This is a genomic window from Wandonia haliotis (genome assembly GCF_039523435.1).
In the GTDB taxonomy this organism is placed as follows: domain Bacteria; phylum Bacteroidota; class Bacteroidia; order Flavobacteriales_D; family Crocinitomicaceae; genus Wandonia; species Wandonia haliotis.
Window position 1 is genome coordinate 280,102 of record NZ_BAAAFH010000007.1, and the last position, 11,817, is coordinate 291,918.

16 protein-coding genes are annotated in these 11,817 nt (G+C 31.3%); all 16 read left to right on the top strand.

Annotation, left to right across the window (positions count from 1 at the left end; genetic code table 11):
* Positions 1 to 583, top strand: a 583-nt coding sequence (locus ABDZ97_RS07370) for a hypothetical protein (protein ID WP_343786061.1), incomplete at its 5' end; no start/stop codon positions are given.
* A gap of 19 nt (positions 584 to 602) precedes the next feature.
* Positions 603 to 1,247 (top strand): hypothetical protein, encoded by a 645-nt coding sequence (locus ABDZ97_RS07375; protein ID WP_343786063.1) that lies wholly within the window; start codon positions 603 to 605, stop codon positions 1,245 to 1,247.
* Between the two features lie 92 nt (positions 1,248 to 1,339).
* Positions 1,340 to 1,780 (top strand): hypothetical protein, encoded by a 441-nt coding sequence (locus ABDZ97_RS07380; protein ID WP_343786065.1) that lies wholly within the window; start codon positions 1,340 to 1,342, stop codon positions 1,778 to 1,780.
* Positions 1,781 to 2,073: 293 nt separating this feature from the next.
* A complete protein-coding gene (locus ABDZ97_RS07385) occupies positions 2,074 to 2,400 on the top strand; it encodes a hypothetical protein (protein WP_343786067.1) in 327 nt (108 codons plus the stop codon).
* Between the two features lie 339 nt (positions 2,401 to 2,739).
* The gene (locus ABDZ97_RS07390) at positions 2,740 to 3,222 is read left to right on the top strand and encodes a hypothetical protein (RefSeq protein WP_343786068.1); all 483 of its coding nucleotides are present in this window, start codon (positions 2,740 to 2,742) and stop codon (positions 3,220 to 3,222) included.
* A gap of 648 nt (positions 3,223 to 3,870) precedes the next feature.
* Positions 3,871 to 4,353 (top strand): hypothetical protein, encoded by a 483-nt coding sequence (locus tag ABDZ97_RS07395; RefSeq protein ID WP_343786070.1) that lies wholly within the window; start codon positions 3,871 to 3,873, stop codon positions 4,351 to 4,353.
* 283 nt (positions 4,354 to 4,636) lie between these two features.
* The gene (locus ABDZ97_RS07400; RefSeq protein WP_343786072.1) at positions 4,637 to 5,608 is read left to right on the top strand and encodes a hypothetical protein; all 972 of its coding nucleotides are present in this window, start codon (positions 4,637 to 4,639) and stop codon (positions 5,606 to 5,608) included.
* Positions 5,609 to 5,765: 157 nt separating this feature from the next.
* Positions 5,766 to 6,131 (top strand): hypothetical protein, encoded by a 366-nt coding sequence (locus ABDZ97_RS07405; RefSeq protein WP_343786074.1) that lies wholly within the window; start codon positions 5,766 to 5,768, stop codon positions 6,129 to 6,131.
* 88 nt (positions 6,132 to 6,219) lie between these two features.
* The gene (locus tag ABDZ97_RS07410) at positions 6,220 to 6,723 is read left to right on the top strand and encodes a hypothetical protein (protein ID WP_343786076.1); all 504 of its coding nucleotides are present in this window, start codon (positions 6,220 to 6,222) and stop codon (positions 6,721 to 6,723) included.
* 205 nt (positions 6,724 to 6,928) lie between these two features.
* Positions 6,929 to 7,459 carry a hypothetical protein gene (locus tag ABDZ97_RS07415; protein WP_343786078.1) on the top strand — a complete coding sequence of 177 codons (531 nt, stop codon included), beginning with the start codon at positions 6,929 to 6,931 and terminating at the stop codon, positions 7,457 to 7,459.
* Positions 7,460 to 7,648: 189 nt separating this feature from the next.
* A complete protein-coding gene (locus ABDZ97_RS07420; protein WP_343786080.1) occupies positions 7,649 to 8,362 on the top strand; it encodes a hypothetical protein in 714 nt (237 codons plus the stop codon).
* Positions 8,363 to 8,501: 139 nt separating this feature from the next.
* Positions 8,502 to 8,981, top strand: a complete 480-nt coding sequence (locus tag ABDZ97_RS07425; protein WP_343786082.1) for a hypothetical protein — start codon at positions 8,502 to 8,504, stop codon at positions 8,979 to 8,981.
* 40 nt (positions 8,982 to 9,021) lie between these two features.
* The gene (locus ABDZ97_RS07430; RefSeq protein ID WP_343786084.1) at positions 9,022 to 9,516 is read left to right on the top strand and encodes a hypothetical protein; all 495 of its coding nucleotides are present in this window, start codon (positions 9,022 to 9,024) and stop codon (positions 9,514 to 9,516) included.
* 94 nt (positions 9,517 to 9,610) lie between these two features.
* A complete protein-coding gene (locus tag ABDZ97_RS07435; protein ID WP_343786086.1) occupies positions 9,611 to 10,390 on the top strand; it encodes a hypothetical protein in 780 nt (259 codons plus the stop codon).
* 6 nt (positions 10,391 to 10,396) lie between these two features.
* The gene (locus ABDZ97_RS07440; RefSeq protein ID WP_343786088.1) at positions 10,397 to 10,900 is read left to right on the top strand and encodes a hypothetical protein; all 504 of its coding nucleotides are present in this window, start codon (positions 10,397 to 10,399) and stop codon (positions 10,898 to 10,900) included.
* 336 nt (positions 10,901 to 11,236) lie between these two features.
* Positions 11,237 to 11,779, top strand: a complete 543-nt coding sequence (locus ABDZ97_RS07445) for a hypothetical protein (RefSeq protein WP_343786090.1) — start codon at positions 11,237 to 11,239, stop codon at positions 11,777 to 11,779.
* Positions 11,780 to 11,817: the final 38 nt, after the last annotated feature.

Below are 11,817 nucleotides of genomic sequence, written 5' to 3' on the forward strand. Positions count from 1 at the left end.
ATTAACTTTTGTTTTCAATAGTTATATAGACGGTGAAATTTTTGATCTTCCAGGTGGTGGAATAGTTGAAGGAGACAAACTAACGTCAACTATTACACTTACAGCTTCGGAAAATCAAGATGGTGAATTAACTGGGGTCGTAGCACAAATGGAATATTTAATTGGCAGCACTCCTGTAGGCGAAGCAAGAAATTATTATCCTGGAAAAGGTGGATCTAACCAGAGACGAGAATTTAGTGTTACGAAAAATGAAGATGGCTCTTTCAACAATTTCAGCCTCGTCTACGAGCAACATGCTAGTGTACCAGAAATAGAAGAGACAGGGCTTAATTATGCAGGATTCAAAATTGTAGATGTAGCTCAAAAGTTAGTAATAAAACAACATGGAAATCACTTATGGTATGGGAGTTCCACTAATATTTTCCCATCAGCAACACTTTCTGTCAATGGTCATGAATTAATGAAATATACTCAACCTTCATTTCTACATACCCATAAAGCTCCTGTAAAGTTTCTCCCTGTCCCTCCATTCATTTTTGATGATTTGAGCCCATACCCTTCCAGATTTTACAGAAGAAATTAACCCGAAAAATAATATCAACATGAATACAAACAAAATACTCAGACTTTTCTTCGGTCTCATTGCCATAAGTCTATTTATAACATTACAAATAAAAATTGTTTCGGCTTCAAGCGGTATGATCCTTCCTGGGGTTGTAATAGGAGAAATTGTTATGCTCTCAATAGTTTTAGGGAGTATATTTTTGACGCTACTAATAACTCACTTCCGAAAGAACACTTCATTTCTAACTACATTCTTCATAATTATAGTATTTCCATTTATATTTTTTCAATACTATTTACACACTCCGAGTATAACAATTATAGTTCCAAATGGTTATATCGGTCGAGTGGATTTAGTTTTATCTAATGTAGAAGATAATATCCTATTAACAGATAGCAATGGTATAGGTTACATTAACAAAACAACCTTTAATCAACTCTATTCCAGACCGATTGTAAAACAGGTAAATGGTAAAAGCCTTGAGCAAAATTTAGTGGGATTCAATAATTCAACTTTTTATGCGAAAGGACGCACCTGCTGTGTTAAAGGAAAAGAAATTATGAGTTTAAGTTTTGAGATTGTTCCCGGAAATAAAATTGGTCAAAAACAGTATTTCTCTAAAAATTTAGTTTCGTCGGTAAATAGGGATTTAACCTTGTTATTTGACCCTGATGATAATTAGAGTATTTTTAAGAATGGACCTGTTTCATATACTTGGCAAATTCAATATTATTTGTAAGGACGAAATAATTAACTTAGAAGAGCGAAAAAGCAATGAGAAAAATTCGAATACTAACAATAACACTTCTACTCATTGGAATCGTTGTAGGTTGTAAGGATCAATGGATTGTTGATTCAAAGTTGCCAAAAGAGTATGTAAAAGTCACAAATAAAATATTTGTGCCAGGATCTACAATAGAACTATTTTCAATAGAAAATGACGAATTAATTGGTGTTGTCAAAGTGAAAGTTCCTCGGGCTATTATGTCATTTCTCTGGGATAAATCTACAGAGAAAGTCGTTGCAGTTGAAGTTGGAGTTCACTCAGAATATGTTGAATTTACAGGTTTCAAGGATGTGGAAACGTTTACACTTAGTGATGAAGATTCACTCATGTCTCAGTATTGTATTGAAGTTAACGGTGTTTTTTCATATAACACAGACTTATACGGCTTTTTAAAGCTCGATATGGAGATAGAGTCTCAAAAAAGGTAGTATGCTAATGTTCAGGTAGTATATCAAATGTGTTGATAACAGGAAAACAAAAATTAAATCAACTGATTATCAAGAAACATGAAGAGATAGTTCGTTAAAAATGAGTAGATACTCCTATAGGAACAATAGATTTGAGGTCAAAAAATGTTCTTTGATAGATTGAAATAGTTTACTCTCAACCACGGAATCCCGCCCCGTCGCAGTATCTTAATATAAAGAAGGTCGGTAAAACATATTGTTCTATGTCTCATAAAAAGAAATAAAGTCATTAAACGAAAATACTATATAGGCTAATGGATACAATAACTTTTATTGCTACTTATTTTAGTATCTCTGTAGCCTTTGCTATTTTTGTTTTGGTACTATTAATAAGAAGACACAGAAAACAAAAAGCTCGATTTGAAAATGATTGGCTTCTTTTTCAAGACGCAGTAAAAAAAGACAATACTGAACAAATTATTTTTTATGGTTCTAAAGTTATTTGGAATCGACAAAAAGCAGAGCCTAAACATCGAGAATTTGTTTTGGTAGAAGTGTCTAAAAGAAAGGATTCTGACCCTAAATTAACTCCGTTTTGGAAAGATGCTTTTTATTTAGTCAATGGAAAAGAACCTGATTAGTAAATAACACCAATAAACAAGAAAGCCACCTGTAACGGGCAGGTGGTCCGCAAGGAGTACAGTATTCCCTGAGAGCGACAAATTCTGGACCTTATATATGCTATAAATGTGGGACAGGCTATATGAATTTAAACCCCGGAGATGTGTGGAAATATGGAGAAACTATAAATCTAGCGACAAGGTATTCAGATGGTTATTTACAATCTGTCGGCGGAGTACAACTATTCACTGAATTTCGTGGTAATCAGGTTCAAATTAAGGTAATGGAAAAAACTAAGATTTACGGTTACTTTTTGCGAAATGGACATTTACCACCGGGTAATAAAATATTTAGATAAAATGAATTTTTCAATTGCACTCAGAATAGATGCCTTTTCAATGGGCGAGGATATGGCTAAAAAAAAGTCATTCATCATTAATGATTTTTCTAAACAAATCAACGCATATATTAAAGTTCGAGATTATGGAAATGATATTTACCAATATTTAGTGAGTATTGATGTGGTTAATCCTTCAGAAGGATATGAACATTTATATAAAGACTTTAAGCCAAAATATACTGAATACAAAGCTTTGATTAATAAATTTTCGGGAGATAAAATGGAAATCGAAAAGCAGTTTCACTACAGTATAAAAATAACAGGAGAGCTATTTGACGAATTTATTTCTACCACGGAAACAGAAGGCAGAAAGATTTTAGCTCAAGAGCTATTAAAGTCACTATCTAACTTAGATGCTTTACCGAAAAAAGTAAAGGACTTTGACAAGGAACGGTTTAAAGCAGATATGGAAGCATTTTTTAAAGAACAGAATTTACTCTAAACTGATACGATAAAATTATGCGACTGGTCGTATCTCAAAACTAAAACGCAATGAAAGACACACGTTTTGAAATAAGAGGAAAGTTATTTAAACCGTTATGAAAAAGACTAGCTTGTTACTATTACTGTTCAGTTTTGTTATTGTCTGCTGTAGGAGTAAAAATAATGCCCCAGATAATCTCATGAATATTTTTCTTGAAAAACAATTCATATTCAATAGTTCAATTGATGAGATTTCGAAAAATAAAGATTTATTAGACTCGTTTTTTTCAATAAAAGCTTCTGACGGATCATTTTCTTTAACATCAACTTTCTTTAAAAATAATAATAGGGTTACACCGAAAGACTTTAGCTCTACAATAGATTTACTGAATTCTTCTATTCATGAGATAAAATGTCACCCCAATTATATCCTTTTCAGAAAATTTAATCGAACAATAAATTTTGAATTCTCTTGGTCTGAGTGGGCAATTGCATATAATTTAAAATCTACGGAAGATCTTAACACCAACTATTCTAAGGTTACATATTCTCAGACTATAGACGATCATTGGAAAATAATCCAAATTACCAAATCAATTGATTAGATTTTACTTGATTAACGATATTTATGGAGAACACGAAGATTATGTACCAGATTTATTGATGAATGAAAGACACACGTTTTGAAATAGATATGAACTTAAAATTAACAGAAATATCAGAAGCTAATTTTAAAAAATTAGACCTACCAACTTTATTTGAGGATAAATTAACAGACAGAACTTTTGGAGTGGTATCTGATGGTCGAAAGGAATATAAACTAGGATGGCTAAGTGAAAATATAAAACCTGTAATAAAATGGATAAGCACGGAGCTTTGTTCAATAGGTATAGACTTAGTGTTTGTAATATTTGAATTTACTACAGGGAGGATTATTAAAACACCTTCTTTAGATTATTTCTATTACAACACAGAAATATACAATGGATTCATTTATGTAATTACAGAACTTGAAATTATTAAAATTAATATTTCAGATTTAGCAGTAGTTGAAACTTATTCCTTACCTGACTACTTTGAGAGTATTGAATTTAATGAAGTAATTGTTGTGGTCAAATGCGTTGGTGATGAAATAGTAAAAATAGAATAATAACAATGTCGCTAAGTTTTGATATTCACTCTCACCCAGATAAGAATGGGACAAAAGGAGCATCTGGTTATCGAGGGAAAGATCAATCGTACTATGGAGATATGGCAATAATATCAAGAAGTTATAAAAAGTTAAAAAGTGAAGGACTTAAGCTCCCGCCTCATTACGTTTATCATAGAGAGAGTAAAACCCTATATGAATACACTCCTTGGAATCCTAGTATAAATAGAGGAGTTATTATTGATTTTAGTAAACTAATAAGTAAAATACCAAAGTAAGTATAATGAAAACATCTTCTATATATATTAGCTTTATCTTAGCTATGATTTTTATCTCTTGTGAAAATCATAATTCAGATAAACGTGTTACAAATAAAAAAACTTCTGTTTATAATCATGAGGAAAACTCCCCCCTTTTAGATAGTTTAATTCTATTCATTAATGAATTTGGGAACATTCCTGAACCTCACTCTAAAAAAGGAGTATATCTTGTCTATATACATGAAGAACTAGGTGATACTGTTGTGCGTTTTTATGCTACTTCCGGTTTTTTTAAATTGGCGGATGAAGAATTATTCACTTCTTTTTTTAAAGGTATTTCAATTGTTAATGGAAAGTACGTTGCCATCTATTCAGAACTCAAAAGTGATGCTGATACTTTGATTATTGGTAAAAATCTAAATTCAATTGATTCTGATACAATTTCAGATATTGAACCCATATATTCTTTATCTCCTGACGGAAAGTATATTCCTCCTGTAAAAAAATATATGTTAACAAATCAAAATAAGTTGACACTATGTCATAGTAATACTGGAACCTATTACCTTTTTCAAGAAAAGAAAAACATTTCAAAAAGCGGACCTGTTTTAACCGATAATCGTATACAATCGAACTTCATGCATGAACTTACGCAATTCATCCTTCAATCGGACAGTACATCTTTATTAAACATTTATTCAAATAGTTTGAAAATAATTTCGGTACATAGCTTTATTGACAATAATCAATGTAAGGTTCAATTTGTATCTTCTAATCACTTAGATGCCCCCTCTCCAATAAAGGGATATCTATTACAAGCGGATAAACTTATTGTATTTCACGATGAAAAGAATTGTTTGCAAAGAATAATAGATTATGATAATATTCCAAAAACTTTACCTGAGAAATATACCGAGGGTATATTCAAAACAAAAATGGCTTATGAACCTTTAATGAAGACTTATCAAGTTCTAAATGACTCATTACTTAGGTAGTCTACTCAACGCGTGGACAGTTGCTGTTGAAAAAATTATATTATCAATTCTGTTAAAGATATTAATAAGGTGAATGGATATTTCCGGAAGGAACTGGATTACCTAATAAGTAAGGGGGGTAAACCGAACAGTAGTGGAACACAACTAATAAAAGAATATGGGTATAAAAGACATAATTAAACAAATATTGTTTCTTCCATTCGAATTTGTTCAGGATAATAATCATTCTATTTATTCGCTGTTACAAAATACAGGTTATTTCAATGTTTATAGTAAAATAACCCAAAGTACTATTTTACAAGAATTAACGAACCATTCAAATTGCATTGAGTATTGGCTTTCTTGGTCTGAAAATAAAAGAAGTACTGATGGTTGGTACTTTATTAAGAAAGATAATGATAAGTACGTAGTTGGTAATATTAATTCAGATGGACAGAATAGTAAATATTTTGAATTTGATTCTGCTGCCCAAGCGTGCTCTATCTTTATTAAAAGAGAAATAGAAAGTATAAGAGCAAACTAATGAAATAAGTGGTGGGTAGCGTATCAAACTTACACCTGATGAAATGTCGCTACTGCTCTTCCTCTTGTTTAAACAAAAGATGTGGAAAATGATTAAACTATTAATTAGTATATTACTACTCTTTACTATTTTTAGTTCTTGTAATACTAAAAATCAAGAGAAAGGAGACCTCAACACAATACTTGCGACTATCGATAGTACTGATTTAACACCTTTAACCAATTTGTCTATTTATTATGTTGGAAAAGGAGAAAATAATACACTTCGCTACTTTGTCAACCTCTACCAGGGAAAGTGTTCTCCTTACCTTGTTGATATGACCAAAGACAATTTATCTATTGCAAAAATTGATAATCAGTTTGTTTTAAAATCATGTCATGATGATTACCTTACAAAAGCAAAAATTAAAGAATCTGTAACACTCTATTGTAAACTAAATGTCTATCTACTACAAACCGATGAATACGGAAATGTCTATATTAACCCTTTCCAAGAAGGTCCACCAACAATGATGAGAATAAGTAGTAATGACAAAAATCCCGACTCTTCAAAGTATAGTCACTATAAAGACAACTGGTATAAAATAAGGTAGTATTCCAAAATGGTGTTCAGGTTAAGAAAAAACGGATCGGTTAGTTTTGAGTCATAGTGTATATAAGATGTAATGAAATACACGTGTTTTGAAATAAAGAGACAATTATTCAAGCTACTCAACCTAGCAATTAGTCACGTAAAACAATAGTTTTTTTTTGAACCGGTTACCTCAAAAATTAATCCCAAAAAAATCAAAGATAATCATGAAGAAGTTTTTATCTATATCATTATTCGTTTTAGCTCTGTTCTCTTGTAATCAGAAAAGTAACAATCGTATGACTTCTGAAGAGAAAACGAACAATCTAGACCTTTTCATTAAGAAGTATAACCAAACGGATTTTTCTGAGTTTAAAAATGCCTTCGTAACTATTCGTCAGAAAGATCACAATGAAGTAATTTACCTAATCCATAAATTTGAAAATAGCTTACCTGTTTATTTTGTAACCTATGATTTACAACAAAATAGTATTACAAATATCAATAGAGACTTGCTAAAAAAGAGTGGCATTGAGGATTACTACACTGATGAAACCATTAGTAATTTGGTCTATTCGTTTCGAAAATATGACTTTGGTCTTTTGGGAGTTGACAGTAACAATAACGTTTTTATTAATCCATTCGAAATAAATACTCCTGCTGTTTTATTGAGATTGAGCTCAAAAACAAATGAAAAACAACTAAAAAAAGGTTATACTTATACACACTATAAAGACAACTGGTATTTGAGAGATTAAACTGGAACCGGTAGTAATTTGATCGTATCGGATGTATGAATTGTAAGTACCGTGAGGATGAATTTAGCAAAGGAAAAAACTCTTAATTATGAGAAACTTATGGTTAACTCATTACGAAAAGATCTAGTAATCATCCTGTTTTTTGTTTTATTAAACGGTTGCCAATCAACCATACATTATAGCACGAATATGGAAAAATACATTATAGTAGACCGGATTAGTGTATCCGAACGAGCTTACACAAAGCCTCCTTATGATGGAAGTGGGTTTGAAGCTATAGTCGTAAACTATTATACCCATGTTAAGCTTTTAAAAATTAAACTTACAAACGAGTTTCTTCTATGCCCTGAGTTGGGAGACTATTGTCTTTTATCTAAAGACTTAGAACCATTAGAGCAGATTATGCAATCTGAAAAACATCCCGACTTGGGATATGAAACAGCCAATATCCATGAACGACTAAGACCCATCATCGATGATTTGGATAATCAGTGGGGGTATATTGCACAGGAAATTGAGGAGGCGTATGGCGTGAACCTGGAAACGATTACGGATGAGAAACTTTATGAACTTTCTTCTATTCTAACAAAAAAACAACGCAAAAAAGTACCTGAGAAACATTTTGCTTTTTTGGATCTCCTTCTATTACGTCATTTTGTGGATTCAATCGGAGGTGAGTTCGCTTTTGATACCGTATATACATTCCACCCCTATAAACAACCTTTTGTCATTGATAAAAGAGGATTTCGCTACAGTTTTTTCTCGGGAATCTCAGATCATATAGACTTTTTTGACGAAGTTGATTTGGTTGATGTTTACAGGACACAAGTTGCAAATTATTACGATTATGAACCCTTTACAACGAAGCATATTGAATTCATGAAAACCGGGAAATTACAATAATATAAATCACACTTAATAAGTAAACAAGTAGTACAGAAGATCTCCCCCGCCCCGGCGCAGGGTGATAGCTTGATGCAGCGGACAGGTATCTGGACAACCTGTATTAAATCATTATTTAAATCCAATTCGTGTAAAAACAATGAAAACCTCAATAAAAAGTAAAATTATATATTCCGTTATCTTATTTGGAATGTTCACATTTTTTGTAATCTATGAGTTCTCAGATTCTCATTATCTAAATAAACCTATGGCCTGTCCGACTATTAAGGAGGTTTATGTCAGAGAGATCATTACTGTTCAAAACGATAACAACCTAGATTATTGCAACTTAGTGAAGTTATCCATTAATAAAGACTCGTTTTCTGTTAGTAAACTTTCCTGTTTGGATATTTCTGAAGACCTCATTTCAAATCATGGTGAAGTACTGGTGCAGTTGGTTGATATTTTAGGTGAAGATTTTTTTATACAAATTGCCCAAAAGTTAAATTCAATTGAAAAATATAGACTTTACTCATTTATAACAATAGGCTTAATCGAAACAAATTTGCCTCAATATCAAGAAAAAGGATCAATAAAAAGATTTCCTAAGTTATTAGACTATTTGGTTAAGAATATATAAAATACAATGAAAGACACATATTTTGAATAAAATAAATTATATGAGAAAAATTGGCATTTTACTACTAATCATGAACATCCTCCCCTCCATATACTCTCAGCAGGAAGTACAGATAAAAAAATTACATCTACCTAAAAACTTCGAGGGATGGGGGATAATATCCTGCCATCCAGACATTTCGGTTAAAAGAGATAAAATGAAGCAATGTGGTAATTACTTTTTTGTTTCAAAAGAAAACTTTGAATCATTTAAAGGTAAAAAAGTGGAAGTTTATTCCAAGAGAAAAAAAATTACTGATGATTTAAAATGGCTAAATATTTCATATGTTGGTCGCCCGGCAAATAGTTCAACCAGAATAGTATTTGTTCATGAAAAAATGCCTGTTATAGTATTCTATCATCCTACTAAAGATGAAATGAAGTATGATGATGAATATTGGGACAAAATAGAAACAAAGTTTCGTTATAGAAGCAAATTAACTCCGATGATCTCTGAACTTATAAGTAAATATTATAAAGGAATATATGAGCCTTAAATGAAAAAGTGCTGTACTAAACTTGTTAGTATTCCAAAAAGCAAAGTAGTAATATAAATTAAATCAGCGATTCCCACTACCCAGACAAATAAAAATGAGAATATTCAGTACTAAAACAGTTTTCCTAACACTTCTTACCTTTACCGTTTTTGGTAGTTGTTGGTTCGTTTACAATTATCTTTCAACGACAAAAAATCAACACAATGCATATAACTATTATCCTCTCAATCATCAGTTGACTTTACAGGGTCTGAAAAAAGCATCACAAATTATTCCTGTAGACACGAGTAATCTCATACTCGTTACAGATATAACAGAGAGAGAGGATATTTATAACCCTCATCTCCTCTTTTTTGCTAAAGAAAATAATGCCCTCGTTTTAAAAACTGCCTGTTATTTTTCTTCGGAACGGGTCGACTCTATACTTGGTAAAAAAATCATTGCCAGTCTAAATACATACAGACAACAAAGAAGTGATTCCTTTAAAAAGGATTTACCTCCGGGGTTTCAACTAAAATATAACAACTCAAATAATTCAAAAGGACGTAAAAGTGATAAACTAATTCAATCCATTTATGCTAATAAAGAACTTTCTGTTATTATCCATACACTCGTTTCAGATAATAATTATGAAGGTTTACAGAAAGACAAAAAACCGGAATATGAAAATTTCTATCTCCCCTACACTTTGTCTCTTGCTTTATCTGAACTACAATTTGACTATACGAACCACATTGTTTTCCAAACCATACAATCCTCTTCGAATACAGGTCTTGTAATAGATCAAATGATCGTTGAGAATAGTTCCTTAATAGACAATTTTTATGACGAACTATTGGAATCTATTAATGCATATTATGGTATACGTAAATAAAACAGAATGGTACTATTTTTAAATCTTCCCGAAAAACTGTCTCTGAGATTGTATCAGATTGCTTTCTGGGGAATTACGTTGTCCTTTTTAATTTATTTCTTGTCTCAACTATCATTATTTAACCGCTCAACTTTTTGTCCGGAAATAAAGGAAGTTTATGTAAGGAAAGATGTAAACCTTAATAAAGAAGAAGAATATTGTTCTTTGTTATCAAGCGCAATTCAGAAAAATGAATCTTCGATCGTACAACTAATTAAACTCCCCGTTAAAATCGAAGATTATTGGATTCATGGGGAAGTTATCATTCAATTGATTGATTTAGTGGGCGAAAAAACTTTTATTCACTCCATTTTAAAATTAAGTATTCTGGATAAAGCACGTTTACTAGACTATATCTCAAGGGGCTTTTTACAAACAAATTTATCTCTCTACAAGGGAAAAAGATTTGAAGAGCTTTTCCCTCGACTTTATATTTATTTAGTTGACTCGCAGAAAAACTCAAACAATTAGAAATGAAAACATTTATGTCCTTTCTAGGTACAGTATTCAATTTGATACTTATTTACTTTATACTTACTTACCACAGAATTGAAGGGAATTCTTTAATCCTGTTTTTGATATTTGCCGTTTTCTTTTTTTTTATTACGGTGTATCAAAAGAAAGAATTTGTTACCGATTTAGCCGCATTCATAGTGCTTTCTGTAATTTTTTTCATCACAATTGATAATTATCTTTCAATAAAATTAATTGGTGTTGGAATTATCCTTTTGGCATATTTAGTTAAAGTAATTAAAAGCAAAATGCAATGTCCCCCTCTTTTTGAATAAAATAAATTGTATGCAAAAAATGAAGTATTTCTGTTACATTCTACTTTTATTACTCTTTGTAGCATGCACGAACAAAGAAGCCAGGACTATCCATAGTTCTGATGAAATCATTGAGACAAAAGATAGTACTATCCTGACACAGCAAACTCCAGACTATATTAGCGATACATTAATGAGGATTTTACTTGATTTTGAGCAAGAAGTAATCAACGATGAGGGTACTTTAGGTTCAAGATGGTTTATTGAAACAGGCTTTTCCACCAAAAATAATGACTCTACAGTAAAAATATATGCTTCTCTTAACCCGGGAATTAGTCTGGATTCAAACAATTATGTTCTAAGAGGAGGTTTTAAACTGACTGAAGCCTATGTTCTTATTTGGGATTATAAAATCAGTTCCGGATATGGTTTATATTTACCTGAAAATTTACCTCAAGTAACCGATAGTATACTTAAACATAATCCTTTCTACGAAGATGATTATCATAATTCGTATGCAAGAAAATATAAACTAACAGATAATCGACTGATTGAGATAGAAAAAGAACAATGGTTTAAGTAATGTTTGTAGTTCAGATGTATTCCCAAAAATGATGTTAA